We start from the raw sequence: 26861 nt of genomic DNA, 5'->3' as shown, positions 1-26861 counted from the left end.
ATAATAGGTCCTTCGCATCCACGCCCGTACACGCGTAAACTTGGCCGTCGCGTGAGCCCCGAGCCGCCCCTTTTTCTCCTTTATGCCAGACATCGCCGCATCCTCGCAGTCCTCCCCGCCCGTCGCGCTCGTCAAGGCCGGCCAGCGTTTCGCCTTCGACGGCACGCGCGGTTCGTCCGACGCGCTGCTGATCGCCCGCTACCATCTCGCGTATCGCGAGAAGATGCCGCTGCTTGCGGTGGTCTGCGAAAGCGCGGTCGACGCGCAGCGGCTGTCGCAGGAAATCGGCTTCTTCGCGCCGGACGCGCGCGTGCGCCTCCTGCCCGACTGGGAGACGCTGCCTTACGACACGTTTTCGCCGCACCAGGACCTCGTCTCAGAGCGTCTCGCGACGCTGCACGACCTCGGCGAAGGCCGCTGCGACATCCTGCTCGTGCCGGCCACGACGGCCTTGTACCGAATGCCGCCTGCGTCGTTTCTGGCCGCCTACACGTTCTCGTTCTCGCAAGGCGAGCGGCTCGACGAAGCGAAGCTGAAGGCGCAGCTGACGCTCGCCGGCTACGAGCACGTGAGCCAGGTGGTGCGTCCCGGCGAATATTGCGTGCGCGGCTCGCTGCTCGATCTGTTCCCGATGGGCTCGCCGCTGCCCTACCGGATCGACCTGTTCGACGACCAGGTCGACTCGATCCGCGCGTTCGACCCCGACACGCAGCGCAGCCTCTATCCGGTCAAGGACGTGCGCCTGCTGCCGGGCCGCGAATTCCCGTTCGACGAGGCCGCGCGCACCGCATTCCGCAGCCGCTGGCGCGAGACTTTCGAGGGCGATCCGAGCCGCGCGTCGATCTATAAAGACATCGGCAACGGCGTGCCGTCGGCGGGTATCGAATACTATCTGCCGCTGTTCTTCGAGGAGACGGCCACCCTCTTCCATTACCTGCCCGACGGTTCGCAACTCGGGTTCGTCGGCGATCTGGACGCGGCGATCCGGCGCTTCACCAACGACACGAAGCAGCGCTTCAATTTCCTGTCGCACGACCGCGACCGGCCGATTCTCGAACCGCAGAAGCTGTTCCTGTCGGACGAGGATTTCTTCACGTTCGCGAAACCGTTCGCACGGCTCGTGCTGCCCACCAACGGCGACGGCGCCTGGTCGATCGCGCTGCCGAACCTCGCGATCGATCGTCACGCCGACGATCCCGTCTCGGCGCTGCGCGCGTATCTGAGCACGACGCCGAACCGGGTGCTGTTCGCCGCCGAATCGGCGGGCCGCCGCGAGACGCTGCTGCAACTGCTCGCCGACAACCAGTTGAAGCCCGCCTCGGCCGACAGCTTCGCCGACTGGCTCAAGAGCGACGCGCGTTTCTCGCTCGGCGTCGCGCCGCTCGCGAACGGCTTCGCGCTGCCGGGCGACGGCATCGCGATCATCACCGAAACCGAGCTGTACGGGCCGCTCGCGCGCCGCTCGGGACGCCGCCGCCAGGAACAGGCGAGCAACGTCGATTCGATGGTGCGCGATCTGTCCGAACTGAAGCTCGGCGACCCGGTCGTGCATTCGCAGCACGGTATCGGCCGCTACATGGGTCTCGTGACGATGGATCTCGGCGAAGGCGAAACCGAGTTCCTGCACCTCGAATACGCGGGCGACAGCAAGCTCTACGTGCCGGTCGCGCAATTGCACGTGATCTCGCGCTATAGCGGCGCCGATCCGGACAGCGCGCCGCTGCATTCGCTCGGCTCGGGCCAGTGGGAAAAGGCCAAGCGCAAGGCCGCGCAGCAGATCCGCGACACCGCCGCCGAGCTGCTCAACCTGTACGCCCGCCGTGCCGCCCGCGAGGGCCACGCGTTCACGCTCGAACCGAAGGACTACGTGAAGTTCGCCGAGAGCTTCGGTTTCGAGGAAACGCCGGACCAGGCCGCCGCGATCGCGGCCGTGATCGGCGACATGACGAGCGGCAAGCCGATGGACCGGCTCGTGTGCGGCGACGTCGGCTTCGGCAAGACCGAGGTCGCATTGCGCGCGGCGTTCATCGCGGTGATGGGCGGCAAGCAGGTCGCGCTGCTGTCGCCGACCACGCTGCTCGCCGAGCAGCACACGCAAACCTTCAGCGACCGCTTCTCCGACTGGCCCGTGCGCATCGCCGAGCTGTCGCGCTTCAAGTCGACCAAGGAAGTGAACGCGGCGATCCGGCAGATCAACGAAGGCGCGGTCGACATCGTGATCGGCACGCACAAGCTGCTGTCGTCCGATGTGCAGTTCAAACGGCTCGGGCTCGTGGTCATCGACGAGGAGCACCGCTTCGGCGTGCGTCAGAAGGAGGCGCTGAAGGCGCTGCGCGCGGAAGTCGACGTGCTGACGCTGACCGCGACGCCCATTCCCCGTACGCTCGGCATGGCGCTCGAAGGCCTGCGCGATTTTTCGGTGATCGCAACGGCGCCGCAAAAGCGCCTCGCGATCAAGACCTTCGTGCGGCGCGAGGAAGACAGCGTGATTCGCGAAGCAATGCTGCGCGAGTTGAAGCGCGGCGGCCAGGTCTACTTCCTGCACAACGAAGTCGAGACGATCCAGAATCGCCGGCAAATGCTCGAAGAGCTGGTGCCCGAAGCGCGCATCGCGGTCGCGCATGGACAGATGCACGAGCGGGAACTGGAGCGGGTGATGCGCGACTTCGTCGCGCAACGCGCGAACGTGCTGCTGTGCACGACGATCATCGAAACCGGCATCGACGTGCCGAGCGCGAACACGATCCTGATCCACCGCTCCGACAAGTTCGGCCTCGCGCAATTGCATCAGCTGCGTGGCCGCGTCGGCCGCTCGCATCACCAGGCGTACTCGTATCTGCTCGTGCACGATCCACAGGGGCTCACCAAGCAGGCGCAACGGCGGCTCGAAGCGATCCAGCAGATGGAGGAACTCGGCTCGGGCTTCTATCTCGCGATGCACGACCTCGAAATTCGTGGCACCGGCGAGGTGCTCGGTGACAAGCAGTCGGGCGAGATTCACGAGATCGGCTTCCAGCTTTATACCGACATGCTCAATGACGCAGTGAGGGCGCTCAAGAACGGCAAGGAGCCAGACCTCACCGCGCCGCTCGCCGCGACCACCGAGATCAACCTGCATTCGCCGGCGATCCTGCCGTCGGACTATTGCGGCGACGTGCAGGAACGTCTGTCGCTGTACAAGCGCCTCGCGAACTGCGAACACAACGATTCGATCGACGGCATCCAGGAAGAGCTGATCGACCGCTTCGGCAAGCTGCCGCCGCAGGCGCATGCGCTGGTGGAGACGCATCGACTGCGGCTCGCCGCGAAGCCGCTCGGCATTTCGAAGATCGATGCCGGTGAAGCGGTGATCGGCCTGCAGTTCATCCCCAATCCGCCCGTCGACGCGATGCGGATCATCGAGATGGTGCAGAAGCACAAGCACATCAAGCTCGCGGGTCAGGACAAGCTGCGTATCGAAACGCGCAGCCCGGATCTCGCGGTGCGCGTCGCGACCGTCAAGGAGACCTTGCGCGCGCTCGGTTCGCCGAGCCGCGGCACGGCGGCGGCGCCTGCTCGCTGAGCGCGGCACGCTGCGCGCACAGGCTCGTGAAAACCGCAGAAAACGGGGGGACGTCCCCCGTTTTTTGCATCGATGCTGCGCTGCGCCAACGCGAGCCCGGTTTTTGGACATCCTTACGAAAATGCAATTTGGGATATGATCGATAGACACAAAACGCTGGAGTCATGTCATGTCTCACGTCGCTGAAACGGCGCAATCGTTGCAGTCGTCCGCCTCCTCCACGTCCCCCGCTTCTCCAATATCTCTGCCCTGGGTCACCCGTCTCGTGTCGATGGACACGGTGAGCCGCAATCCAAACCTCGGCCTGATCGAAACTGTGCGCGACGAACTGCGCGCGGTCGGTATCGACGCGACGCTGACGCACGGCAAGGGCGGCAAATGGGCGAACCTGTTCGCGACCATTCCCGCGCACGACGGCGAAACGAACGGCGGCGTCGTGCTGTCGGGCCACACCGACGTCGTGCCGGTGGACGGCCAGCAATGGGACAGCGATCCGTTCAAGCCGGAGATTCGCGGTGACAAGCTCTATGGCCGCGGCACCTGCGACATGAAGGGCTTCATCGGCGCGGCGCTCGCGCTCGTGCCGGACATGCAGCGCACGAAGCTCGCGAAGCCGATCCACTTCGCGCTGTCGTTCGACGAGGAAGTGGGCTGCGTCGGCGCGCCGCTTCTGATCGCCGATCTGATGAAGCGCGGCGTAAAGCCGGACGGCTGCATCGTCGGCGAGCCGACCAGCATGCGCCCGATCATCGCGCACAAGGGCATCAACGCGTATCAGTGCTGCGTACGCGGCCAGGCCGCGCATTCGTCGCTGACGCCGAAGGGCTTGAACGCGATCGAGTACGCGGCTCGCCTGATCTGCTACATCCGCGACATGGCCGACCAGTTCCGCGCGCAAGGCCCCTTCGACGAACTGTACGACGTGCCGTTCAGCACCGCGCAGACCAGCACGATCACGGGCGGCAACGCAATCAACACGGTGCCGGCCGAATGCCAGTTCCAGTTCGAGTTCCGCAATCTGCCGACTCTCGATCCCGAGCAGATCTTCGCGCGCATCGACAGCTACGCGCGCGAAACGCTGCTGCCGAAAATGCTGCGCGAGCATCCCTCGGCCGCGATCGAGATCACGAAGATCGCCGCGGCGCCCGGACTCGATTCGTCCGAACAGGCCGCGATCACGCAGCTCGTCCGCGCGCTGACGGCCGACCAGGACAAGCGCAAGGTCGCATACGGCACCGAGGCCGGCCTGTTTTCGAACGCGGGGATTCCGAGCATCGTCTGCGGCCCCGGCGACATCCAGCAGGCGCATAAGGCGAACGAATTCGTCGAGCTCGAGCAGCTCGTCGCGTGCGAGCGCTTCTTGCGCAAGTTCATCCACAGCATGTCGGTCGAGGCCGCTTAGCCCGTTTCGTTGCAGCGGCGCGCAGCCGCAGTGAACCTGCGCGCCGAGCCACGGGCCTCAGCGACATCGACGACTCCGGAGCGACCGCCATGTCCAGCGCCATGCCGCAGCACACGGATCACACGATCGACGGTGAGCCGATCCCCACGCTCGACGACATCGCCGCGCAGCACTTCGTGTTGACGCCCTGGGTCGCGCGCACGCCGGTGTTCGACCGGCTCGACTTCTCGTCGCTGCGCGGCACCGTCGTCAATTTCAAGTTCGAGCTGCTGCAGGCGGGCGGCAGCTTCAAGGCACGCGGCGCCTTCACGAACCTGCTCGCGCTCGACGACGCGCAGAAGAGCGCGGGTGTCACCTGCGTGTCGGGCGGCAATCACGCGGTGGCGGTCGCCTATGCGGCGATGCGGCTCGGCGTCAGTGCTAAGGTCGTGCTGTTCAGCGCAGCGAATCCGGCCCGCGTCGCGTTGTGCCGCGAGTACGGCGCCGACATCGTCTATGCGGAAGATCTCGCCGAAGCGTTCGAACTGGTGCGCCGCGTCGAGGCCGAGGAAGGCCGCTATTTCGTGCATCCGTTCAACGGCTATCGCACGGTGCTCGGCTCGGCGACGCTCGGCTACGAATGGGCCACGCAAACGCCCGACCTCGAAGCGGTGATCGTGCCGATCGGCGGTGGCGGACTCGCGGCCGGGGTCTCCACCGCGCTGCGGCTCGCGAATCCGAACGTGCACGTGTACGGCGTCGAACCCGAAGGCTCGGACGTGATGAGCAAGAGTTTTGCCGCCAACCATACGGTCAGAATGGGCCACATGCACAGCATCGCCGATTCGCTGATGTCGCCGCATACCGAGCAATACAGCTACGAGCTGTGCCGCCGCCATGTCGATCGGATCGTCACCGTGTCCGACGACCAGTTGCGCGAGGCGATGCTGATCCTGTTCAATCAGCTGAAGCTCGCGGTCGAGCCGGCTTGCGCGGCCGCCACGGCCGGATTGCTCGGACCGCTGCGCGAACAGTTGCAGGGCAAACGCGTGGGCGTGCTGCTGTGCGGCGCCAATATCGACCCGGTCAGTTTTGCCGCGCATCTGGAGCGCGCGCGCCATAGCGAGTCACAGTTTCCTCAATAGCGACGCGCAGCAGATGCGCTTGTTGCCTTGCGGCTAAAGCACTAGCCTATCCGCTTCAGGTTGGTATGATTCGGCTATTCACATCAGGGAGGTGTAGGTATGAGCATGATCCAGGAATTTAAAGAATTTGCCCTCAAAGGCAACGTGATGGATCTGGCGGTCGGTGTGATTATCGGCGGCGCATTTTCCACCATTGTCAATTCCGTGGTTAAAGACCTGATCATGCCGGTTGTCGGGGTCGCTACCGGCGGCCTCGATTTCTCCAATCTGTTCGTTCGCCTGGGCCATATTCCGGCCACTTACAAAGGCAACCCCGAATCGTATAAAGACCTGCAAACGGGTGGCGTGGCGGTGTTCGGTTACGGTTCGTTCATTACCGCGACGATCAACTTCATCATTCTCGCGTTCATCATCTTTCTGATGGTCAAGTTCATCAACAAACTGCGCAAGGAGCCGCAAGCCGCACCGGCGGAGCCGCCGCCGCCGCCGGAAGACGTGTTGCTGCTGCGCGAGATCCGCGATTCGCTGACGAACCAGCAGCGTTAATCGTCGAATCAAGCTCGGGTTGGACGGCCTGAGCCAGTGAAATTAAAAGGCCTGTTGCGATCGGCGTCGCAACAGGCCTTTGTGTTTTCACGCTGCCTTCAGCGCGTTGCCCCTTATCGAACCTTACTCATCCTTTCGCCGCTTCAATTGCGCGGCATTTTCGATCATCGCTTCGAGCTGGCCGAAATTGACCGGCTTCGTCAAATGCGATGTAAAGCCCGCGCTCAAACAGCGGCGCACGTCCTCGTCGGTGCCGAAGCCGGTCAGCGCGACGGCTGGCACGTCGGAATGTTCGCGAAACGCCTTGACGAAATCGAGACCGGTGCCATCGGGCAATCCGACATCGCTGACAACCAGATCGAACCTGTGCAACTGCGTCGCGGCAAGCGCATCGTCGACGCGCCCGACCACCATCACCTGATGACCCAAAGCGCGCATCAATTGGGCCATCACGTCGGCGGTGTCGGCATGGTCCTCGATCAGCAGCACGGACAGCGAACTCGCCGGCTGCACGTTGCTCGGCACGATGACCGGCGGCGCGGGGGCCGGCGCGGCGGCGGTCGGCAGCGTGATCGTGAAGGTCGCGCCGCAATGCGGTCCGGGACTCTGCGCGGTCACAGTGCCGCCGTGCACGTCCGTCAAAGCCTTCGTGATCGCGAGACCGAGACCTAGGCCGCCGAACTGCCGCGTCATGCTTTGGTCGCCCTGCTCGAACGCATTGAACAGCTTGCCGATCTGCTCCGGCTCGATGCCGATGCCGGTGTCTTCGACCGAGATCTGCACCTGCATGCGTTCGTCGCGTGTGCGCACATAGATATGGCCGCCGTCCGGCGTGAACTTCGCGGCATTGCGAATCAGGTTCCACAGCATCTGTTGCAGCCGCGCGCGATCGGCGAGCACGTAGTGATGCGTCGCGTGCTTCTCGACATGCACGTCCTGCTGCTTGACCTGGATTTCGCTGCGAAAGAGTTCGAGCACGCTGTCGATCACGTCGTGTACGTCGACGGTCTCCAGCGACAGCCGCAGCTTGCCGTTCGCGACGCGCGTCAGATCGAGCAGATCGTCGATCAGCCGCGCCTCCAGTTCGACGTTGCGGCGGATCATGCGCACGCTCGCACGCGCCTGCTCCGGCAGTTCCGGGATCATCTCGAGCACGCTCGCGCCCGCGAGCACCGGCGTGAGCGGTGTGCGCAATTCGTGCGACAGCATCGCGAGAAAACGGTCCTTCGCGCGATTCGCTTGTTCGGCCGCCTGGCGCGCGGCCTGCTCGGACTCGAGCAGTCGCTCGCGCTCCTCGATCGCCTCGCGCTGCGAGTGGATGTCGGTGCAGCTACCGAACCATTTGCTGACGTTGCCATCGGCATCGCGCATCGCGACCACGCGCACGTCGAACCAGCGGTACTCGCCGTCGTGGCGGCGAATCCGCAGCTCGTGCCGATAGTCGCCGCTGCGGCTCGCGACGGCCTTCAGCCAGCTTTGCCGGATCTGCTCGCGATCGTCGGGATGCACGGCGTCGAGCCATGCGAGACCATGCGAGCCATGTTCGGGCAAGCCGGTGTAGTCGTACCACTGCTTCGACAGGAAGTCGCAATCGCCGGCCGCGTCGCAGGTCAGCACGAGATGCGGTAACGTCTCCGACAGCGTGCGGTAATGCAGCTCGCGATCGCGCAGCAGCAGCGCTTCGTCGGACGCGCGTTGCAGCCGCACCTGCGACAACACGCGCTCCACGGCCTCTGGCAGATAGTCGAGATAGTCGCCGGACTTCGGCACCACGTCGGACACGCCCGCGCGCAGCGCTTCGATCACGCGCGACTCGTCGGTGAAGCCGGTCACGAGGATCGCCGGAATGCGCACGCCTTCCGCGCGCAGACGCCGGAAGAAATCGAGCCCGGTCTCCGGTCCGCTCAGCTGATAATCGAGCACGAGCAGATCGGGGGCGCGGCTCGCGAGCCGCTCGCGGGCCGCCTCGACGCCGGCGCAGATCGTCACCCGGCAGCCGGCGCGTTCGAGCGACTTGCGCGCGAGCCGCAAGATGCCCTCGTCGTCATCGACGACGAGCACATAGGCGGCGTGCGGCGTGGACACTTCTTCGATCATGCAGGTGCTCTCCGGCTCGATACGGTGCTCATCTTGTCATGAACGGCTTTCGGACAGCTTCAGGGCGGCGCGAGCCGATGCCCCGGCGGCAGTTTGACCACTTGCAGGAAAAAGCCGAGCCGACGCACGGCCTCGATGAACGCATCGTATTCGACCGGCTTGCAGAGATAGACGTTGCAACCGAGTTCGTAGCAGCGCGCGATTTCGCGCGGATCGTCGGTCGTGGTCAGCACGATCACGGGCACGGCGGCGGTCTCGGGGGCTTCCTTCAGACGTCGCAACACCTCGAAGCCGTCGACGCGCGGCATCTTCAGATCGAGCAGCACGACGAAATTCGCCAGATTCTCGCGCGGCGGATAGGGATGGCCGTCGGCGTCGGTCAACGGCTCAGCGGCCGCGGGGCCGAAGAAGTAATCGAGCGCCTGCTGGCCGTCGCGAAAGCGCACGAAGCCGTTCGAAATGCCGGCGCGGCGCAGATTCCTCTCGACGAGCGTCGCGTGGCCGTCGTCGTCTTCGATCAGAACGATGCTGACCGCTTGCGCGTGATTCATAGGCTCTCCGTGCCAACGATTCGTCATCCATGCCGCCGGGAGAAGGGCAGCGGCAGTGCCCGCGCCGGCGTGCGCCGCGCTCAGAGGCGCGCCGGCTGCTCGGGCAGCACCACGAAAAAGGTCGATCCGGCGCCTTCGGCCGATTCGACCCAGACGCGCCCGCCGTGCCGCTCGACCGCGCGCCGCACCACCGCGAGGCCGATCCCCTCGCCGCTTGCGGCGTCCCCGTGCAGACGCTGGAACGCGCGAAACACCTTCGACAGATACACGGCCGGAATGCCGAGCCCATTATCGCGGACGTAATAGGTGCGCATACGGACCGCGCGCGGCTCGCTTTCGTCGACGGGTTCGGGCGCGAGCGCGCCGACCTCGATGCGCCCGCGGCGCGCCGGGTCGAGGAAAGTCAGCGCATTGCCGATCAGGTTGCCGAAGATCTGCTCGACCGCCGCGGGATCGCCCCATGCGGGCGGCAGCTCGCGCACCGTGACGCTCGCGACGCGGTGGTCGATCGTGCCTTGCAGTCCATCGACGACTCGCGCCACCGCGCGCTCGACGCTGACCCGCTGCCACTGATATTCGAGCCGTCCCGCGCGCGAGATGCGCAACAGCGCGTCGATGATCGCCGCCGCGCGCGCGACCGCGGTCCGCAAATAGTGCAACGACTCGCGCACGTCGCCATTGAGGATCTGCGTCATGCGCCGTGCTTCGTTCTCCGGCAGACGAGCCTGTCCGACGAGCACGTCGAGTTCGTCGCACGACACGTGCAGCTCTTTCGAAAACCCCTGCAGATTGACGAGCGGCGAGCGCAGATCGTGCGACACGCTGTAGATGAACATCTCGTTGTCCTGCGTTTCCTGGCGCAATTCCTCATTGACGGCCGCCAGTTCGCGCGCGCGTGCTTCGAGTTCCGTCTTCAGCGCCTCCTGCCCGGCTTCCGCCTCGCGCAGACGCGCATCGGTCTGATGCAGCACCGTGTCGAGCGCGGCGATTTCGTCGCTGCCCGACAACGGCGCCGCGAGCGGCCGGCCGCTGCCGAGCCGCTCGGCGTTATCGGTCAGCACTTCGAGGCGTTGGCCGATGCCGCGCGCGAACACGAAGGCGGTGACCGCCCAGATCAACATCGAGCCGAACACCGCGGCGATCAGCACGCGCTGCTGAAGCTCGCGCCGCTCGCGGAGCGCGCTCGAGCGCTCGACGTCGAGCTCCGACGCCGCCGCGCCGAACTGGGCCAACTCGTCGCGGAACACGGCGATCTGCTCCGGCAACTCGCCGGTTTCGAGCGCGATATAGCGGCGTAGACTGCGCCCCTCGTGCAACGCCTGCGAGATCGCGACACTCTGTTCGCGATACGCGTCGATCGCGCGCCGCATGCTGCGCACGCGCTCGGCCTGGGCCGGCGTTTCGGCGACGAGCGCATCGAGCTTCGCGAGCCGGTCATTCAGGTCGACCCACACCGCATGGCGGTCGATCAGCGAGGCGCTGCCCGTCACCATCGCCGTGCGCACGCGCGCGGCCTGACGCAGCAGCGGATCGACGATGGCCGACGACTCGTAGAGGATCTGCTTGCTGTTGTCGACCCATCGCGCGGCCTGCGCGGTCCGCTCCTGGGTATCGAAGACGACCCCGAGCAGCGCGAGTTCGACCACGCTCGGTATCGCGATCAGCAGCAGACCTTTGGTGAATAGTTTCATGGTCCCGTCAGGGCATTCAGGCTGTGGTTCAGGCTGTCACTCGAACGGCGGGGCTCGCGCGCGCACCCGTCGCGCCCTGCAAGGCGGGCGCCGCGCGGCTGGACGGGCCATTATCGACGTGAATCAGTGATATTTCAACGACGCGCCAGCAAGCGCTCGACCACACAAAGATGACTTTTTTATTGGGATGGGATGTTTTTTCCGCGCCGCCTGCGTCTATGATGGAGACAAGGTGTGCTGGGATGCGAATGCGCGCGGCGAGGCGGTTCGGCATGATTCGTGCGGGAGGCGGTGGGGCGATGCGGTAGCGTCGAATCATCGTGAATCCGGCCTTGTCGTATGCTATAAAACATCGACGTGCGGCGCGCGAAAGCCGGGAGTGGTCGCATGAGGACGCAGCGATTCTTGCAATTCTTTTTCAGGCGAATTTTTATGTCCTTCCCGAAAAAGCGTAGACGCGCGAAGGTGGACGGCGACGAGTCGTTCCTCGCGGTTCTGCGGCATTTCAAGCCGTTCGGTCAACTCGACACCAAGATTGCGCGGGCTCGCGCGCAGGACGAACCGGTGCTCTATGCACACGTGCTGCCCGGACTCGACGTGCTTCTATGCAGTGTGCGCGGCGCACAGCCGCCCTACCCCGCACCAGCCGAATTGCGGCGGCGCTGCCTCGAATCCATTACCAACGCGCTGGAGCAGCCGCTCGATGGTCTCGAGAACGGCGGCTACTGGTACGAGGCCGACGGCTTCGGCTTCCTCGTGTTCGCGAGCCGTGCGCGCGGCAAGATTCTGATGGAGTTCGGCGCGACACGAATCGGTACCCGGCGCGGCGTGCGTCGCCAGGATGCGTCGGGCGATGCAACACCACGTTCGCTCAGATAGGCCAATCGGGCACCCTGAAGTTCAGGGCTGCCGACAGGTCGTTCTCTTCGCTTCATCGAAACCCTGGCTCGACGGCAACCGCGCGCAGCTCCTCACGCGGCATCATGCCGTTGATTCGGCGATCGCATCATCGACGCGCTCGCCGCGCCTCAGCTGCCCTTGTATTCGGCCGCGCTCGCCGGCGACGACGTCGCTGGCTTACGATCCACCGCGGCTGGCGGCGACGCGCCGCCCGAAGACTTGTTGACCGGAGCGCCCTCGAGCGATATCGGCGCCTTCGGCTGCTGCTTGACGCCCGGCGGCGGCGCCTTCGGCATCTGCCGCACTTGCGCGAGCAATTGCGCGCACGGCAGCGGCTTGTTGTTGCTCGGCGCAAGCAGCGGGATCAGCGCCGCGAACGGATTGATCAGCCCGAGCCCGACCGCCGCGCCGCCGCGCAACGCGAGCGCGGCCGCATTGACGCCGACGTGCGGATCCTTGAAGGTGCCCTTCACGTACAGCGGCGAGCGCAGCGAAAAGACCCGGAAGCCCTTCGTATGCGGATGCACGCCCAGGTCCATCGTCTCGTCGCGCAGATTCACGTGACCGTCGATGTTGATCACCGCGTCGCCGGTGTCGAGCGCGAACACGCGCGCTTCGAGCACGCCGTCGGTCGCGACGAAATCGGCGGCCGCGCAATTGATCTTCACGTTGCTAGTGCCGAACAGCTTTTCATAGACGACGTTCGCGACGTTGAGCCCGGCCGCCTCCATCAGCAGACGGCTCACGGTGCCGTCGGTCACGAGCGCCTTCAACTCGCCGTTCGAAGTCGCCGCGAGCGCCGCCGGCGAATTACCGGTCGCGGACAGCGACGCATCGCCGTTGATCTCGCCGAGCGCGTTCTGCATCGTCTTGAAGCTCGGGAACAATTGCTTCAGCTTGACGTGCCGCGCCGACATCGCGAAGCGGCCCTTCAGCGGCGCCGCGCTGCCATCGAGATGAATGTCCGACGCGAGCGAGCCGCCCGCGACGCCGAACTTCAGCGGCTCGAGCGACAGCACGCCGTCGGTCATCACGACGTGCGTGTACAGATCCGTGATCGGCAGGTTCGAGTTCTTGATGATGCGCCGGCCGGTGAACTTGACGTCGGCGTCGATCGCCTTCCAGCGCTCGGTGCGGAACTCCTCGACCGGCAGCGCGCGGTTGCCCGGCTGCGCGGCCGCGTCGCCGCGCCTCGCCTTGCTCGCGTTCGAATCGGCGCCGATCACCGGCGCGAGATCCGAGAACTGCAACAGATGCGACTCGAGTTCGCCCTGCAGCAGCGGACGTGGCTCGCGCCCGGTATAGGTCAACGAACCGTTCAGATCGCTGCCGCCGACCCGGCCTGTAAAGTTTTCATACGTGAACACGTTGCCGCTCGATTTGAACTGACCGATCAAATGGCCTTCGGTCGCGTACGGCGGGGTCTCGGGCAAGGTCACGCCGGTCAGCGAATACAGGCGCGCCATGCTGTTGCCCTGCAGCCAGAGACGCAGATCGAGCGCCCCGAGATGCGCCGGATCGGTGATCGTGCCGACGAAGGCGATATGCAGATCGCCGGCTTTGACATCGGCCTGCACCGGGAACGGCCGGTTCGCGTCTTGCAACGCGAGCACGCCGCCGAGCTTGCCGTTGCCCGACACCGGCGTGCGGTTGTAGGTGCCCTTGACGGTCCAGCCGATCGCATAAAGCGGCGTCGCGCGCCTGGCGCCAGGTGCGCTGCCGCTCGCCCCCGAGACAGCCGCGGCCGGGCTGGCGCTCCCGCTGGTGGTTTCGGCTGGTGCGGCGGCGCCGCTCGTCGCGAGCGCGCCGGAACTCGCGGCCACGCCCGACGTTGCGGACGCGCCCGATGCGCCCGACGCCTGCGCCGCCGCTTCATAAGCCGCCGCTGCGGAAGCCGCCTTCGCCTCCGAGGCCGCCTGTGCCTCGGCCTGCGCGGCGAGTTGGCGCGCGCCCGCCCGGCCGACGGCCTGAGCCGACGCGCTGCGCGAGGCCGCTTCCTGCTGCTTCAGCGCGTCGCCGATCGGGATCGGCCGCCCGAGCGTATCGACGACCATCTGCACCTCGACCTTCTTCTGCTGATCCGACAGCGCGATGTTGCCCTTCGCGAACGCGATATCGTGCAGATCGAGCTTCCACTCGGTGGGTCCGCTCGACGACGGCAGCTTGAAGGTCCAGTTATTGCGCCCGTCGACAAGACGTTCCAGATCGACCGACGGATTCACGAGGTTGATCGCCGGAATCACGATGTCGTGCGCGAGCAGCGGCAGCACCTCGACCTCGAAGTCGATTTCGTCGAGCGTCGCGAACTGCGGCTGTTTGGTCCAGTCGGGATTGCCGATCGTGATGTTGGCCGCCGAAAAGCGCGGCCAGGGCACCCAGCCGCGCCAGCCGGTCTCGCCGACCGCATGACGCCAGCCCACTTTCAGGTCGCCGTTGATCGCAAACGGCCGGCCGATCGCCTGGCTGACCTTGTCGTCGATGTAAGGCCGCGCGCGGTTCCAGTCGAAGCTCAGGATGAAGATGACGAGCGCGACGATCAGGATCACGAGCGCCGCCAGCAGCCATGCAAAGATTTTTCCGACCCGTCGTCCGGTGCTGCTCGACCCTGCCATTGAAAAGCTCCGCGCATTGTTCTACGTTGTGCACCGTGCAGCAGTTATCGTACCTGGCGCGCGAGCATGAATCGACGCGTCGGTCGTGCGCTGTTGCGCCTCGTCGTTTTATCATGGCGCACGCTTTGCCGACAGCCCCACCGGCACACCCTCCCCACGACGTTCCAACCATGACCGATGTTCCCTTCGTCCTCGCCGACGGCATTGTGCGGCGCGATGCGCAGCGCGGCCAGACGCTGTTGCAGCCGACCACCTTCGCCCTGCGCGCCGGCGAGCGCGTCGCGATTACCGGACCGTCCGGCTCCGGCAAGAGCGTGTTTCTGCGCGCGCTCGCGCTGCTCGATCCGGTCGATGCGGGGCGCATCCTGTGGCATGGCGCGCCGCTCGAGCGTGCGCGGATTCCGCGCTACCGGCGCGCAATCGCGTATATCCGGCAGCGGCCCGCGCTGATCGACGGCAGCGTCGAAGACAATCTGCGCTATCCGTTTGAGCTGCGGGCATATCGCGACGCGCGCTTCGATCGCGCGCGCGCGGCCAGTCTTGCGATGCAGGCCGGCCGCGGCGAGGACTTTCTCGGCAAGCGCGCAAGCGAATTATCGGGTGGCGAAGCGCAGATCGCCGCGCTGATCCGCGTGCTGCAACTCGCGCCCGAAGTGCTGTTGCTCGACGAGCCGACCGCATCGCTCGACCCGGCGTCGTCGCGCGCGATCGAAGCGCTCGTGCAGGCGTGGTTCGATGCCGCGCCGGGCGCTCACGCATCGATGTGGGTGTCGCACGATGTCGAGCAGGCGACACGCATGAGCGAACGGCATCTGACGATGCGCGCCGGCGTACTGGCCGAACACACTTCCGTGCGGCGCGATGCGGACCAACGCGCTCCCGCGGACCAGCGTCGGGAGCCCCGCCAATGAGCCTGCAGAATCTGAGCTTATGGGACGTCGCGATCGCGACGCTGCTGATCGTCGTGAATGGCGCGGTGTCGGTCGCGCTGAAGCTCGATCTCGAGCGCAAGCTCGCATGGGCGGCGGTGCGCACCGTGTTCCAGTTGCTCGCGATCGGCTATGTGCTCGGCTGGGTGTTCAGTTTCGCTCGCTGGTACGTGGTGCTGCCGCTGATGATCGTGATGACGCTGATCGCCGGTTTCGCCGGCGCGCAGCGCGGCAGCCACACCTATGCCGGACAACGCGCCGACAGCGTGCTGTCGATCTGGGTCAGCTCGTGGCTCGTGGCCGCGGTGGGACTGTTCGTCGTGATCCGCATCCATCCGTGGTACGCGCCGCAATATGCGATTCCGATTCTCGGCATGATCCTCGGCAACACGCTGACCGGTGTATCGCTCGGCATCGAGCGGATGACCGAGGAGCTGACCGCGCGGCGCGACCGCGTCGACATGGCGCTCGCGCTCGGCGCGACACGCTGGGAAGCCGCCCAGGCGCCGGCGCGCCAGGCGGTGCGCGCCGGCATGATGCCGACGTTGAACCAGATGGCGGTGGTCGGCGTCGTCAGTTTGCCGGGCATGATGACCGGTCAGGTGCTGGCCGGGCAGTCGCCATTGCAGGCGGTGCGCTATCAGATCGTCATCATGTTTCTGATCGCGGCGGCGGCGGCGCTGGGGACCGTGGGCGCGGTGCTGCTCACGTACCGGCGGCTCTTTTCGGCCGAGCATCAGTTCTTGCCGGCGCGGCTCGGCGAGCGTGAGGCACGCAAAGGATGACGCACAAGGATGACGCGCTAGCGCGTGCTACGGTCGCGCACGCGGCCATCACGCCGCACGCTCGAACCTTCAACGCTTCGCGGTGACGGCGATCTCCGTGCCGTCGGTCAGTGTCAGCGTTTTCGTCGTGCCGTTGACCGGCATCGTGAAACGCACGATCTGACTCACGCGCATATCGTTCGGACACTTGAGCGTCTTGCCGCCGCTCGTCACGGTTTTGACGCCATGCGGCGTCTGCGCCTGGAAGCTCAGCTGGACGGCCGCGGTGCCGTCGCTCGCCACCACCGGCGCGAAGCGGATCTGCGTCTGGCGGATCATCGCGCCATTCTCGTCGACCGGTAGCGACGCATAGTCCGGGCATGCGTCCGTCGCGGCCACCGGACCGCCGGGCGGCACGGTCTTCCACGTGAAGTCGTCCGATTCGCCCGAGCGGATCGTGCGGGTCTCTTGGGAATTGCCGAACTGTTTCGACGTGACGCGAACGGTGTAGCGGATCGGACCGTCGAGCGCGGCCTTGTTGGTCACCGTGATCGGCGTGGCTGCGCGAGCAGCCGGCACGAGCGCGCAGGCGAGAGAAGCGACAACGGAAACGGCGGAGAGTTTGAAGCTGAAGCTCATACTGTCACCTCCTTGTTGTGCCGCTGCGCGCTCGCGTCGACGCGACTGCTTGTGCACTGTTCACGCACTGCCGAGGGCCGGCCGGTTCATACCGGCTGGCCTCGCCGCAAGACACGCAACCGTTTTGGCATGCTGCGTCGTCAGTCTAACGCCAAGCGCGCTGCCGCGCGTGTCGTGTCGGCCCGGGTGTTAACCCGCTTGCGGCGACGCGCTTTCTGCGCGTCGATTTCATCTCAGAAGCCGGTCAGCACCAGCTTGCCGATCGCGCGTCCCGCTTCGAGCAACCCATGCGCGCGACGCAGATTCTCCGCGTTGATGCGGCCGAGGTCCTGGCCGAGCGTCGTGCGCAACGTGCCGGCATCGACGAGCCGCGCGACCTCGGTCAGCAGCTTGTGCTGCTCGATCATGTCGGTCGTGCCGAACATCGAGCGGGTGAACATGAACTCCCAGTGAAACGCGGCGCTCTTCGCCTTCAGCAATTCGACGGGCACGGCCGCGCTGTTCTCGACGATCGTGCAGACGCCGCCTTGCGGCTTGATCAGTTGCGCGGCGGCCGGGAAATTACGGTCGGTGTCGTTGAAGATCAGCACGTAGTCGACCTGCTCGATGCCGATCTCCTTCATCTGCGCGGGCACATCGCCGAAGTGATCGACGACGTGATCCGCGCCGAGCTCCCGTGCCCATTTCGCCGATTCGGGCCGCGACGCGGTCGCGATCACCTGCAGCTTGCCGAGCTGCTTCGCGAGCTGGATGCCGATCGAGCCGACCCCGCCCGCGCCGCCGAAAATCAGCACCGTACGGCCTGCGTCGGCGCCCTGCGGCGATACGCCGAGGCGATCGAACAATGCTTCCCACGCAGTGATCGCGGTCAGTGGCAGCGCGGCCGCGTGCGTGAAATCGAGCGACGCCGGCTTGTGCCCGACGATCCGTTCGTCCACCAGATGAAACTCGCTGTTGGCCCCCGGCCGCGTAATGCTGCCCGCATAGAACACCGGATCGCCGACCTTGAACAGCGTGACCTCGGGCCCGGCCGCGACGACGGTGCCTGCCGCATCCCAGCCGAGCACGCGCGGCGTCTTCTCGAGCGTGTCTTTCGGCGCGCGCACCTTGGTGTCGACCGGGTTCACGGAAATGGCTTCGACCTTGACCAGCAGATCGCGGCCGGTCGCTTCGGGTTTCGGGATCTCGACGTCGACGAGCGCTTCGGCGTGATCGATGGGCAGATAACGGTAGAGTCCGACGGCTTTCATGGCTGCTCCTTGTGGGTTCGGTTGATGTGCACGCATGACTCGTATCGTAGGATCGTTCTTATTCTGATAAAACAGCCATAATCACTGAATCATTTTTTGGTATTTCAGAATAATGGACGATTCAAGCCCGGCCGGCCGGTCCGTGCCCAGCGAACGCGAACGGCTCGATCTGCTCGACGTCGCGTTGTTCGTGCGTGCCGCGCTGCTCGCCAACGTGTCGGCGGCCGGGCGCGAGTTCGGTTTGTCGGCGGCGGTCGCGAGCGCGCGGATCGCACAACTCGAAAAGATCCTCGGCGCGCGTTTGTTGCATCGGACCACGCGCCGCATCAGCCTCACCCAGGACGGTGAAGTGTTCATGACGCGCGCCGAGGCGCTGCTCGACGCGGCCGCCGCCGCGCGCGCATCGGTCGGCCGCGCGCAGGCCGAGCCGCAGGGGCGGCTGCGCGTGTCGATGCCGTCGTCGTTCGGGCGTCAGCATGTGTCGCCGGTGATCAGCGAGTTTCTGCGCCGCTATCCGGGGGTCAGCGTCGATCTGCGCCTGACCGATCAGGTGGTCGATCTGGTCGACGCGGGAATCGATGTTGCGATTCGCGTCGGCGTGCTGAAGGATTCGTCGCTGGTCGCGCGGCGGCTCGCGGTCAACCGCCGCGTGCTGTGCGCGGCCCCCGCCTATCTGGCCGCGCGCGGCACGCCGCATCATCCGTCGGATCTCGCGCGGCACGAGTGCATCATCCTGTCGGAGCAGCGCGACTGGCGCTTCGTGACGCCCGCCGGTCCCCTCGACGTGCGCGTGAGCGGCCGCCTCGTCACCGACAACGGCGAGGTGATTCGCGACGCGCTGCTCGCGGGCTTCGGCATCGCGCTGAAATCGACATGGGACGTGGCGCCCTATCTGCGCAGCGGCAAACTCGTCAGCGTGCTCGACAGCTATCGTCTCGCGGACGACGTTGCGATCTGGGCCGTGTACCCAAGCCGCGCGTTCGTGCCGCCGAAGACGCTCGCCTTCATCGACTTCGTCGCCGCGCATTTCGGCGATCCGCCGTACTGGGATCGCGAGCCGGTTGGCCTGGCGGGCGCGTAGACGCGATGCCCGCTACGCCGCGTCAGCGCTTGCCGCCCTTTGCGCCGCCCTGCTTGCGATCCGAGTTCACATCGGCATGTGCGTCGTTCTGCGTGCGTTGCTGATACTCGCCGCCGCCGCGGCGGTCGGTATCCTGCTGCCCATGCTCGATGTCGTCATGCGCCTGCTTGCCGACATGGCGCGGCTCGTCCTCGTGCTGCGACTCGGGATGCTGGTCGGCTTCATGCGGCAGCGGCGCCGCGGCTTCCTGCAACGACTTCGGATCCTTGTTCGCGTGCGGGTCGGCTTGCGGGTCGCCATCGGTCGATTGCGGCTGGGTCTTCATTGCATTGCTCCTTCGCGAAGCGCGTTCGCGCGCCAAGTACGCACGGCGAATTCGCGGGTGGGATTCAGCCCCCCGGACGAGCGCTCATCACGCGACGCCCAGACGCTTTTTCATCGCCGCGGTGATGCGCTGACGCGTCTTTGCGTAGTCGGCCCACGGGTCGTTTCTGAGGCCGTCCACGCGCTCGTGGACGTTGCGGATGCCCCATTGATCGCCGCTCGTCGTGCTCTCCAGTTCGTCCCACGCGAGCGGCACCGACACCCCGAGCCCCGGTCGCGCGCGCGCCGAGAATGCGGCCACCGTGCTCGAGCCACGGTTGTTGCGCAGATAGTCGATGAAAATCTTTTTCTTGCGATTCTGCGCGCCCATCTTGGCGCTGAAGTACTGCGGCAGCGTCGTCGCCATGTGCTGCGCGACCGCCTGCGAGAAATCCTTCACTTCGTCCCAGCCGGCCTGCTTCGCAAGCGGCACGACCACGTGCAAGCCCTTGCCGCCGCTCGTCTTGCAGAACGACTTCAGGCCCAGTTCGTCGAGCAGCGAGCGGGTCAGTTGCGCGGCCTCGACCATGCGTTCCCAGCCGAGCGACGGGTCCGGGTCGAGATCGAACACCATGCGATCGGGCTTTTCGATATTCGACGCGACCGCATTCCACGTATGAAACTCGACGGTGCCCATCTGCGCGGCGCCGACCAGCGCGGCAAGCGTGTCGATCGTGATCAGCGGAGGATGGCCCGGATCGAGTCCCTCGTGCTGCGTGACGTGCGGAATCGACAGCTTCTGGCTGTGCTTCTGGAAGAACAGCTCACCGCCGATATCCTCGGGCGCGCGCACCAGCGCGACGGGCCGCTCGCGCAGATGCGGCAGCATCCATTCGGCGATTGATTCGTAGTACTGCACCAGTTCGAGCTTGCTTGCGCCGCTGCTCTTGTCGATCACGCGATCGGGATGCGAGATGCGCACGCCGGCGATTTCGCTCTGTGCACGCGAGCGTGTTGCCGTGGTTCGGGCGGGCGCGCTTTCCTTGGCGGCGGGCCTGGCGGCACTGGCGGTCTTGCTGGTTGCGCGCTTTTTCGGCGCACCTGTTTGCGGCGTATCGGCGGTGGCGGTTTCGGTTTGCTGTTGCACGTCGGCTCCTTGTCGGGCGGTTTCCCTGACGATCTGGCGGGCCGGCTTGTCGTCGCGCAGGCTGACGAACGACGCCTGGCGCACGATGCCGTCGCCCGTCCATTCGGCGAAGTTGCATTCGGCAACGAGCACCGGCTCGACCCAATGCACGGCCGTGCGGCTGCGCTCGCGCGGTGTGCTCGCGAACGGCATGCGCTTGCTCGCGTGCGCGTCGAGCGCCTGTTTGACCGAGCGCAGCAGCGCGGCGTCGAAGCCGGTGCCGACGCGGCCTGCGTACTGCAGCCGGCCATCGGCGTCGTAGACGCCGAGCAGCAGCGCGCCGAACGCCGAGCGGCTGCCGCCCGGCTCCGAATAGCCGCCGATCACGAACTCCTGGCGGCGCCGGCACTTCAGCTTGATCCACGACGGCGAGCGGCCCGACACATAGCTGCTGTCACGCCGCTTGCCGATGATGCCTTCGAGCGCCATGTCGCACGCGCTCTTGAGCAGCTCGTCGGCGCTGAACGCGAAGTCGTTCGAAAAGCGCAGCACGCGATCGTCGACGCCTTCGAGCAGCGCGCGCAAAATCGCGCGGCGCTGTTCGAGCGGCGCGTCGCGCAGGTCGTAGCCGTTCAGAAACGGCAGATCGAACAGATAGATCACGATGTCCTGCGGGCGATGCGCATCGAACGCGTTTTGCAGCAACTGGAAGTTCGGCACGTCGCGTTCATCGAGCACGACCGCTTCGCCGTCGAGCCACGCGCTTTGCACATCGAGTGCCGCGAGAGCCTCGATCTGCTTGCTGAACTTTGCGGTCCAATCGTTACCGTTGCGCGTGAAAACGCTGACGGCACCGCCCTTCGCTTTCGACGCGTGGTCGATGCGCGCGAGCACGCGGTAGCCGTCGAACTTGATTTCGTAGAGCCAGTCATCGCCTGACGGCGCGCTGTCGACGAGCGTCGCCAGCTCCGGCTTCAGGCTCGCGGGCAAGGCGGCTTTGACCGCGCCTTCGATCGACGGCGATGCGGCGAGTTCGCGTAGCGACTGCGCGCTGCGCGTCGCGACGATGTCGGGGCGTTTGGGATCGGCTGCGCGGCGCGAGGATGCGGATTTCGCCGGCTTGCCCGCGCTCGTGGCCTTGCCGTCGCGCGAGGTTTTCGTCTGCGCTTTCGATTGCTTCGTTTTCCTGCCTTTCGAAGCCCCGTCGGCCAGCACGCTGCCCGGCAGCTTCTTCAGCACGTCGTAGTCGCTTTCGTCGCGTGCTTCCTCGTCGCGCTCCTTGATCAGCAGCCATTGCTCCTTGTCGCCGCTGCCGCGCATGTGGCTCCGTACGAGCGTCCAGCCGCCATGCAGCTTCTCGCCGTGCAAATGAAACTTGAGCTTGCCGGCCGCGTACGACCGCGCGGCTTCGGCCGCGCCGCCCGCCGGCTCCCACGTGCCGCGATCCCACACGATCACGGTTCCCGCGCCGTAGTTGCCGGGCGGAATCTCGCCCTCGAAGGTACCGTATTCGACCGGATGGTCCTCGACGTGCACCGCGAGCCGCTTGACCGACGGGTCGAGGCTCGGCCCCTTCGGAACCGCCCACGACAGCAGCGCGCCGTTCAGTTCGAGCCGGAAGTCGTAGTGCAGACGCCGCGCGTCGTGCTCCTGGATCACGTAGGAGAGCGTATCGGGCGCGGCACGCGTCGCGCGCTTGCCGGTCTTGCTCGCGGCGCGCTCGCGGGTCGTCGCGCCGGCCGGCTCCGGCGTATCCTCGAAGCGGCGCTTGCGATGATAGTGGTCGAGTCGGTCGTTCATGGCGATGACTCCGGTGCGTTTGGTGCCATAGACGGCTCGGCCGCGCGCTCAGGCCGCCGCGCGCCGTTTGCGGGACGTTGTGGTGGTTTTCGACGTCGCGCGCCCGCTGCCGCCGCTACCGCTGCGACTGCGCGCCGTGCTCGCCGCGCGCGGCTTTTTGCGCGCGGGCGCGGCCGCCTCTTCATCGGACTCGGCCTCGCTATCGCTCTGATCCTCGTCCTCGTCGGCGGCGCGCTTGCGGCCCGTGGTGGCCTGCTTGCCCTTGCCGCGGCCAAGACTGCGGCGCAGCAGATCGGACAGGTCGAGAATGTCGGCGGACTTGCGCGACTCGTGCGGCGTTTCGACCTCGACGACCTCCTCGGTCTTGCCCGCCTGGATCTTGCGCTCGACGAGCGCCATGATGTCGTCGCGAAACGTATCGTGATACTGCATCGGGTCCCACGTCTCGCTCATGTCGTCGATCAGCTTTTTCGCCATGTCGAGTTCTTTCGCCGACACGCCGGCGGCCTTCATGCCTTCGGGCGGCACGTTGAATTCGTCGAAATTGCGCACCTCGTCGGCCCAGCGCAGTGTGTTCAGCGCGAGCATCGGACCGAGCGGAATCAGCGCCGCCAGATGCTGCTTGTTGTGCAGCACGACACTCGCGACGCCGATCTTGCCCGACGCCGTCATCGCCTCGCGCAACAGCGCATAGACCTTTTCACCCTTGCGGTCGGGCGTCAGGAAATACGGCGTATCGAGATAGAGAAACGAGATGTCGGGGGCGTCGACGAACGCGAGGATGTCGACCGTCTGCGTCGACTCGGGGTTCGCCGAACGGATTTCGTCGTCCGACAACACGACGTAGCGATCCTTCTCGTACTCGAAGCCGCGCACGATGTTGTCGCGGGTCACGTCCTTGCCGGTCCGCTTGTTGAACTGCTTGTAGCCGATCGGATCGATCGTGCGCTTGTCGAGCAGATTGAAGCCGACCTTCTCCGACTGCGTCGCCGGATAAAGCTGCACCGGTACGTGGACGAGCCCGAAACTGATTGCGCCCTTCCAGATCATGTGTGCCATCGCGCGCTCCCCTGTCCCATGGCCCTGAGATATCAGGCGAAGCAGCAAGCGTGCCCGCGTTTGGGCGCGCTCGACACTGCTGCCACGCGTAAAGCAGGAGCGGGTCGGCTCGGCGGCGTGCTGTCATGGGGTTGTAAGTCTTGCGACGAGGCGGCAAAACCTACGGTTTTCCTGGTGCGCGCGGTCTACGCGGCGCCCGCATCAAGGCTCGAGCAGGACCGGTACCGACGCAAACCCGCGAAACCGCACGCGACCGCCCCGCGTCAGCTCACCATCGACGCGATACGCCGGGAAGCGCTGCACGAAGCGCCCGATCGCAATCCGCGCCTCCAGCCGCGCCAGCGACAGACCCGCGCACTGATGAATCCCGAACCCGAACGCGAGATGCCGGTTCGGGTCGCGGCGGATATCGAAGCGGTCCGGCTCGGCAAACTGCTCGGGATCGCGATTGGCCGCGCCGATGCACAGCGTGACCGGCGTGCCGCGCGCGAGCGCGACGCCGCCGATCTCGGTATCGACGGTGGCCATGCGATTGCCGAGCTGGTTCGAACTCTCGAAGCGCAAGCACTCCTCGAGCGCGGTGCCGATCAACTCCGGCTCGCGCAGCAGCGCGGCACGCTGGTCAGGCCACTCGCTCAGCGTGACGAGCCCGTTGCCGATCAGGTTGGTGGTCGTTTCATGCCCGGCGTTCAGGATGAAAATGCAGTTCTGCAGCAGTTCGGCTTCAGATAGCTGCTCGTCCGGCCCCTCCCCCTGGATCAGCCGCGTCAGCACGTCGTGCTGCGGATCGCCCGGCTCGCGGCGGCGTCGTGCGACGAGGCCGCGCAGATAGTCGACGAATTCGCTGACCGCGCGATTGCCGCGCTCGAACTGCGCGTCGGTCAGCGACGGCTCGAGCGCGCCCAGTATCGCGAGCGACCAGTCGCGCAGCGGCGCGCGTTCATCGTGCGGCACGTCGAGCAGATTGCCGATGACCTCGACCGGAATCGCCGCCGCGAATGCGCCGATCAGATCGATACGTCCGCGCTGCGCGGCCGCATCGAGCAGGCCGTCGACGAGCCGGATCAGCGCGGGCTCCATCGCCGCGATCGCGCGCGCGGTCAGCGCGCCGGCGATCAGCTTGCGCACCCGCGTATGGCGCGGTGGATCGTTGAACACGAGACTCGTGGTGTGATGCGCGTAGAGGAGAGAGTCGCCGTATTTCGGGCGGAACTCGACGGTCTTGTCGGAGCTGAAGGTCTTGGGGTCGCGGTAGACCGCCTGCACGTCGCGAAAGCGCGTCAGGAACAGCGAGCCGTCGGGCATGCGCCGGATTGGCTCATAGCTGCGCAGTGCGTGATAGACCGGATAGGGATCGGCGTAGAACGCCGGGCTCAGATGACGCAGATCGAAGTCGCGGGCAAGGGAGGATGCCTCGCTGGCGGTTGCCGGGGTCATGCGTTGTCTCCGTGGGGCGTCTTGTTGCGCCCGTGTGGGGTGGTGGGTTCGTGTGACCGTATTCGTTCGGCCTGTTCCGTTACGGCGATGCGCCGATCGCCGGCTTCAGCCAACGCGACGACTGCATCACATGATTCGATGCGCCAGTATGAACCGCACGCCGCCGGAGCGCACGGCAAGCCCGGCGCAGCCGCCTGCGACGGGCCAACGCACAGAACCGATACAATAGCGGGATTTTCCGCGCGCCACGCGCCTCTTTCTTCCCGCGTCACCGGTCGTCCATGAACCTCGTCATTCAAAGCGTCGCCCCCCTTTCCGCCGACCACCACAAAACGCTCGTCGCGCTCGCACGCGGCTCGCACGCCGCCGTCATCGACGAGCACGCGATTCGCATCGCCGGCGCGAACCTCGCGCAACGCGCCGACGTCGAAGCGTATTGCTATGCGCATCGACTCGACTACGCGTTTGTCGAAACCGGCCGCCAGTTGAGCGACTTCGGCCTCGTCGCGATGGACATGGATTCGACGCTGATCACGATCGAGTGCATCGACGAAATCGCCGATTTCTGCGGGCTCAAAGCCGAAGTCGCGGCGATCACCGAGGCTGCGATGCGCGGCGAGATCAAGGACTTCAACGAGAGCCTGATTCGTCGGGTCGCGCTGCTGAAAGGGCTCGACGCCAGCGCGCTCGAGCGCGTGTACGAGGAGCGGCTGCGGTTGTCGCCGGGCGCCGAACGCATGCTGGCCGGCGCGAAACAGGCGGGCCTGAAAACGCTGCTCGTGTCGGGCGGCTTCACGTTCTTCACCGCGAAGCTGAAGACGCGCCTTGGGCTCGATTTCACGCGCGCGAACACGCTTGAAATCATCGACGGCAAGCTGACCGGCAATGTGATGGGCGAGATCGTCAATGCCGACGTGAAAGCGCGCACGCTGCGCGAAACCTGCGCGACGCTCGGCATCGAACCGTCGCGCGCAATTGCGATGGGCGACGGCTCGAACGACCTGAAAATGATGGCCGAAGCGGGACTCTCGGTTGCATTCCGGGCGAAGCCGGTGGTGCGGGAAGCAGCCAGCGTGTCGTTCAATTTCGTTGGACTGGACGGTTTGCTGCGGTTGGTTTGAGGCTGGCGCTCGAGGGATCCGTTATCGCTCGCGTCGGCACAACGACCGACGCGCTAGCGAGCCGCGCGAACCGTTGCGTTATCTGTTGAAAATGGCCGGCAGGAACAGCGCGAACATGCCGATGGAAATCAGGATGCTGAAGATCAACACGCCCTTCATGATGCGATCGTGATTTTTGCCTATTTCCAATGACAGGATAAATTGTTTCATAAGCTCCTCCACAAGACAGAACAAGTATAAGAGCTGCACTATCCAATAAAACTAATTGAGGTAAATGTGCAGGGCCGCGGATAGAAGCGCCGCCAGGCAGGTCATGAAAATTGACGTGCCTATCGCCCCACGTGATAGCGCGCCAACCACGGACTCGGTCTGCCGGTGATCGATAACGGTGCCGAAGCCGTCCCGCCGCACCTTGAGTAAGCGCGCCATCACGGCTATGGAACAGGCGAACGCCAACCCGCAGAACCCAACGATCCCCAACGCAAGCATCGACGTCTCCCCGCTGCCCTGCTCCAAGGCCATCACCGCCTCATAAATCGCGGCGGCGCAAAGTCCGATCGCACACCAGAACAGTTGCCCGTCCTCGACCGACGCCGCAATCATCGTCCTGGCAACGCGCCAGCCCTACGCGGGCGCGACGAGCGCGAGCGTAAAGATCGGCTTGGCAATCGGCACCGCAAGGTTCAGCAACAGCCAGAAGAAAAGATTCATCCAAGCCCCTCCCCCGAGCGCCGCAACGTTATCCGGCAAGCACACGATCGTAGCGTCGCGCCGCGGCATCGAACATTCGGCCGAACGGTCGGGTCTGCCTGATACTCAGGGCAACAAAAAAGGCCGCCGGGAACACATCCCGGCGGCCTTCTCGAA

23 protein-coding genes are annotated in these 26861 nt (G+C 65.7%); 9 read left to right on the top strand and 14 right to left on the bottom strand.

Features of this window, described 5'->3' with window-relative positions; translation table 11 throughout:
- Nucleotides 1-82: 82 nt before the first annotated feature.
- The 4 genes from mfd (at nucleotide 83) to mscL (ending at nucleotide 6634) form a co-directional block, all read left to right on the top strand.
- Entirely contained in the window at nucleotides 83-3562 is a 3480-nt protein-coding gene (gene mfd / locus OKW29_RS24700; protein ID WP_429292955.1) for a transcription-repair coupling factor, read from the top strand.
- A gap of 169 nt (nucleotides 3563-3731) precedes the next feature.
- On the top strand, nucleotides 3732-4964 hold the full coding sequence (gene argE, locus OKW29_RS24695; RefSeq protein WP_429292954.1) for an acetylornithine deacetylase: 1233 nt from the start codon (nucleotides 3732-3734) through the stop codon (nucleotides 4962-4964).
- An 89-nt stretch (nucleotides 4965-5053) separates the two neighbouring features.
- Nucleotides 5054-6088 carry a threonine ammonia-lyase gene (locus OKW29_RS24690; protein ID WP_429292953.1) on the top strand — a complete coding sequence of 345 codons (1035 nt, stop codon included), beginning with the start codon at nucleotides 5054-5056 and terminating at the stop codon, nucleotides 6086-6088.
- Between the two features lie 99 nt (nucleotides 6089-6187).
- Nucleotides 6188-6634 (top strand): large conductance mechanosensitive channel protein MscL, encoded by a 447-nt coding sequence (gene mscL / locus OKW29_RS24685; RefSeq protein WP_429292952.1) that lies wholly within the window; start codon nucleotides 6188-6190, stop codon nucleotides 6632-6634.
- Nucleotides 6635-6757: 123 nt separating this feature from the next.
- Here mscL and OKW29_RS24680 read toward each other — a convergent pair whose 3' ends face one another.
- From OKW29_RS24680 to OKW29_RS24665, 4 genes are all read right to left on the bottom strand, one after another.
- On the bottom strand, nucleotides 6758-8731 hold the full coding sequence (locus OKW29_RS24680; protein WP_429292951.1) for a response regulator: 1974 nt from the start codon (nucleotides 8729-8731) through the stop codon (nucleotides 6758-6760).
- 59 nt (nucleotides 8732-8790) lie between these two features.
- The gene (locus OKW29_RS24675) at nucleotides 8791-9282 is read right to left on the bottom strand and encodes a response regulator (protein WP_184065000.1); all 492 of its coding nucleotides are present in this window, start codon (nucleotides 9280-9282) and stop codon (nucleotides 8791-8793) included.
- A gap of 80 nt (nucleotides 9283-9362) precedes the next feature.
- On the bottom strand, nucleotides 9363-10973 hold the full coding sequence (locus OKW29_RS24670) for a sensor histidine kinase (protein ID WP_429292950.1): 1611 nt from the start codon (nucleotides 10971-10973) through the stop codon (nucleotides 9363-9365).
- 28 nt (nucleotides 10974-11001) lie between these two features.
- Entirely contained in the window at nucleotides 11002-11292 is a 291-nt protein-coding gene (locus OKW29_RS24665) for a hypothetical protein (protein WP_187628285.1), read from the bottom strand.
- Between the two features lie 68 nt (nucleotides 11293-11360).
- Here OKW29_RS24665 and OKW29_RS24660 point away from each other — a divergent pair, with 68 nt between their 5' ends.
- Nucleotides 11361-11852, top strand: a complete 492-nt coding sequence (locus tag OKW29_RS24660) for a hypothetical protein (RefSeq protein WP_184063633.1) — start codon at nucleotides 11361-11363, stop codon at nucleotides 11850-11852.
- Nucleotides 11853-12001: 149 nt separating this feature from the next.
- On the opposite strand, the gene OKW29_RS24655 is transcribed toward OKW29_RS24660, so the two are convergent.
- Entirely contained in the window at nucleotides 12002-14485 is a 2484-nt protein-coding gene (locus OKW29_RS24655; RefSeq protein ID WP_429292949.1) for an AsmA family protein, read from the bottom strand.
- Nucleotides 14486-14655: 170 nt separating this feature from the next.
- Here OKW29_RS24655 and OKW29_RS24650 point away from each other — a divergent pair, with 170 nt between their 5' ends.
- Nucleotides 14656-15396 carry an ABC transporter ATP-binding protein gene (locus OKW29_RS24650; RefSeq protein WP_429292948.1) on the top strand — a complete coding sequence of 247 codons (741 nt, stop codon included), beginning with the start codon at nucleotides 14656-14658 and terminating at the stop codon, nucleotides 15394-15396.
- Entirely contained in the window at nucleotides 15393-16199 is an 807-nt protein-coding gene (locus OKW29_RS24645; protein WP_429292947.1) for an ABC transporter permease, read from the top strand. Before OKW29_RS24650 ends, OKW29_RS24645 begins: the two co-directional genes overlap by 4 nt.
- A gap of 69 nt (nucleotides 16200-16268) precedes the next feature.
- Here OKW29_RS24645 and OKW29_RS24640 read toward each other — a convergent pair whose 3' ends face one another.
- Both OKW29_RS24640 and OKW29_RS24635 read right to left on the bottom strand, forming a co-directional pair.
- A complete protein-coding gene (locus OKW29_RS24640) occupies nucleotides 16269-16817 on the bottom strand; it encodes a DUF6013 family protein (RefSeq protein WP_429292946.1) in 549 nt (182 codons plus the stop codon).
- 233 nt (nucleotides 16818-17050) lie between these two features.
- Nucleotides 17051-18067 carry a zinc-binding alcohol dehydrogenase family protein gene (locus OKW29_RS24635; protein WP_429292945.1) on the bottom strand — a complete coding sequence of 339 codons (1017 nt, stop codon included), beginning with the start codon at nucleotides 18065-18067 and terminating at the stop codon, nucleotides 17051-17053.
- 112 nt (nucleotides 18068-18179) lie between these two features.
- On the opposite strand from OKW29_RS24635, the gene OKW29_RS24630 reads away from it, so the two are divergent.
- A complete protein-coding gene (locus OKW29_RS24630; RefSeq protein WP_429292944.1) occupies nucleotides 18180-19148 on the top strand; it encodes a LysR substrate-binding domain-containing protein in 969 nt (322 codons plus the stop codon).
- A gap of 22 nt (nucleotides 19149-19170) precedes the next feature.
- Here OKW29_RS24630 and OKW29_RS24625 read toward each other — a convergent pair whose 3' ends face one another.
- The 4 genes from OKW29_RS24625 to OKW29_RS24610 form a co-directional block, all read right to left on the bottom strand.
- On the bottom strand, nucleotides 19171-19473 hold the full coding sequence (locus tag OKW29_RS24625) for a hypothetical protein (RefSeq protein ID WP_184063655.1): 303 nt from the start codon (nucleotides 19471-19473) through the stop codon (nucleotides 19171-19173).
- A gap of 87 nt (nucleotides 19474-19560) precedes the next feature.
- The gene (ligD, locus tag OKW29_RS24620) at nucleotides 19561-22377 is read right to left on the bottom strand and encodes a DNA ligase D (protein WP_429292943.1); all 2817 of its coding nucleotides are present in this window, start codon (nucleotides 22375-22377) and stop codon (nucleotides 19561-19563) included.
- A gap of 48 nt (nucleotides 22378-22425) precedes the next feature.
- Nucleotides 22426-23436 (bottom strand): Ku protein, encoded by a 1011-nt coding sequence (locus OKW29_RS24615; RefSeq protein ID WP_429292942.1) that lies wholly within the window; start codon nucleotides 23434-23436, stop codon nucleotides 22426-22428.
- Between the two features lie 201 nt (nucleotides 23437-23637).
- Nucleotides 23638-24873, bottom strand: a complete 1236-nt coding sequence (locus tag OKW29_RS24610) for a cytochrome P450 (protein WP_429292941.1) — start codon at nucleotides 24871-24873, stop codon at nucleotides 23638-23640.
- A 281-nt stretch (nucleotides 24874-25154) separates the two neighbouring features.
- Between OKW29_RS24610 and serB the strand changes: the two genes are divergently transcribed.
- Nucleotides 25155-25994 carry a phosphoserine phosphatase SerB gene (serB, locus tag OKW29_RS24605; RefSeq protein WP_429292940.1) on the top strand — a complete coding sequence of 280 codons (840 nt, stop codon included), beginning with the start codon at nucleotides 25155-25157 and terminating at the stop codon, nucleotides 25992-25994.
- Between the two features lie 78 nt (nucleotides 25995-26072).
- Here the strand turns inward: serB and OKW29_RS24600 are convergent, their stop codons facing one another.
- From OKW29_RS24600 to OKW29_RS24590, 3 genes are read right to left on the bottom strand one after another with little or no spacing between them, the layout of a single operon-like run.
- Complete coding sequence (locus OKW29_RS24600; RefSeq protein WP_260321381.1) at nucleotides 26073-26204, bottom strand: hypothetical protein; 132 nt, start codon at nucleotides 26202-26204, stop codon at nucleotides 26073-26075.
- 51 nt (nucleotides 26205-26255) lie between these two features.
- On the bottom strand, nucleotides 26256-26597 hold the full coding sequence (locus tag OKW29_RS24595) for a hypothetical protein (protein ID WP_429292939.1): 342 nt from the start codon (nucleotides 26595-26597) through the stop codon (nucleotides 26256-26258).
- 21 nt (nucleotides 26598-26618) lie between these two features.
- Nucleotides 26619-26774: a hypothetical protein gene (locus OKW29_RS24590; protein ID WP_429292938.1), complete on the bottom strand. Its 156-nt coding sequence runs from the start codon at nucleotides 26772-26774 to the stop codon at nucleotides 26619-26621.
- Between the last annotated feature and the right edge of the window lie 87 nt (nucleotides 26775-26861).

This window comes from Paraburkholderia sp. CI3 (assembly GCF_050436505.1).
In the GTDB taxonomy this organism is placed as follows: domain Bacteria; phylum Pseudomonadota; class Gammaproteobacteria; order Burkholderiales; family Burkholderiaceae; genus Paraburkholderia; species Paraburkholderia tuberum.
This window is presented reverse-complemented; position numbering and strand designations above follow the sequence as displayed.

Coding starts and splice junctions, on each gene's coding strand:
- OKW29_RS24590 (WP_429292938.1), bottom strand. CDS start 26,774: ATGCCGCGGCGCGACGCTACGATCGTGTGCTTGCCGGATAACGTTGCG.
- OKW29_RS24660 (WP_184063633.1), top strand. CDS start 11,361: ATGAGGACGCAGCGATTCTTGCAATTCTTTTTCAGGCGAATTTTTATG.
- OKW29_RS24690 (WP_429292953.1), top strand. CDS start 5,054: ATGTCCAGCGCCATGCCGCAGCACACGGATCACACGATCGACGGTGAG.
- OKW29_RS24670 (WP_429292950.1), bottom strand. CDS start 10,973: ATGAAACTATTCACCAAAGGTCTGCTGCTGATCGCGATACCGAGCGTG.
- OKW29_RS24635 (WP_429292945.1), bottom strand. CDS start 18,067: ATGAAAGCCGTCGGACTCTACCGTTATCTGCCCATCGATCACGCCGAA.
- OKW29_RS24630 (WP_429292944.1), top strand. CDS start 18,180: ATGGACGATTCAAGCCCGGCCGGCCGGTCCGTGCCCAGCGAACGCGAA.
- OKW29_RS24645 (WP_429292947.1), top strand. CDS start 15,393: ATGAGCCTGCAGAATCTGAGCTTATGGGACGTCGCGATCGCGACGCTG.
- OKW29_RS24655 (WP_429292949.1), bottom strand. CDS start 14,485: ATGGCAGGGTCGAGCAGCACCGGACGACGGGTCGGAAAAATCTTTGCA.
- OKW29_RS24615 (WP_429292942.1), bottom strand. CDS start 23,436: ATGGCACACATGATCTGGAAGGGCGCAATCAGTTTCGGGCTCGTCCAC.
- OKW29_RS24675 (WP_184065000.1), bottom strand. CDS start 9,282: ATGAATCACGCGCAAGCGGTCAGCATCGTTCTGATCGAAGACGACGAC.
- mfd (WP_429292955.1), top strand. CDS start 83: ATGCCAGACATCGCCGCATCCTCGCAGTCCTCCCCGCCCGTCGCGCTC.
- OKW29_RS24680 (WP_429292951.1), bottom strand. CDS start 8,731: ATGATCGAAGAAGTGTCCACGCCGCACGCCGCCTATGTGCTCGTCGTC.
- OKW29_RS24640 (WP_429292946.1), bottom strand. CDS start 16,817: ATGAGCTTCAGCTTCAAACTCTCCGCCGTTTCCGTTGTCGCTTCTCTC.
- mscL (WP_429292952.1), top strand. CDS start 6,188: ATGAGCATGATCCAGGAATTTAAAGAATTTGCCCTCAAAGGCAACGTG.
- argE (WP_429292954.1), top strand. CDS start 3,732: ATGTCTCACGTCGCTGAAACGGCGCAATCGTTGCAGTCGTCCGCCTCC.
- OKW29_RS24665 (WP_187628285.1), bottom strand. CDS start 11,292: ATGATTCGACGCTACCGCATCGCCCCACCGCCTCCCGCACGAATCATG.
- OKW29_RS24600 (WP_260321381.1), bottom strand. CDS start 26,204: ATGAAACAATTTATCCTGTCATTGGAAATAGGCAAAAATCACGATCGC.
- serB (WP_429292940.1), top strand. CDS start 25,155: ATGAACCTCGTCATTCAAAGCGTCGCCCCCCTTTCCGCCGACCACCAC.
- OKW29_RS24650 (WP_429292948.1), top strand. CDS start 14,656: ATGACCGATGTTCCCTTCGTCCTCGCCGACGGCATTGTGCGGCGCGAT.
- ligD (WP_429292943.1), bottom strand. CDS start 22,377: ATGAACGACCGACTCGACCACTATCATCGCAAGCGCCGCTTCGAGGAT.
- OKW29_RS24625 (WP_184063655.1), bottom strand. CDS start 19,473: ATGAAGACCCAGCCGCAATCGACCGATGGCGACCCGCAAGCCGACCCG.
- OKW29_RS24595 (WP_429292939.1), bottom strand. CDS start 26,597: ATGATTGCGGCGTCGGTCGAGGACGGGCAACTGTTCTGGTGTGCGATC.
- OKW29_RS24610 (WP_429292941.1), bottom strand. CDS start 24,873: ATGACCCCGGCAACCGCCAGCGAGGCATCCTCCCTTGCCCGCGACTTC.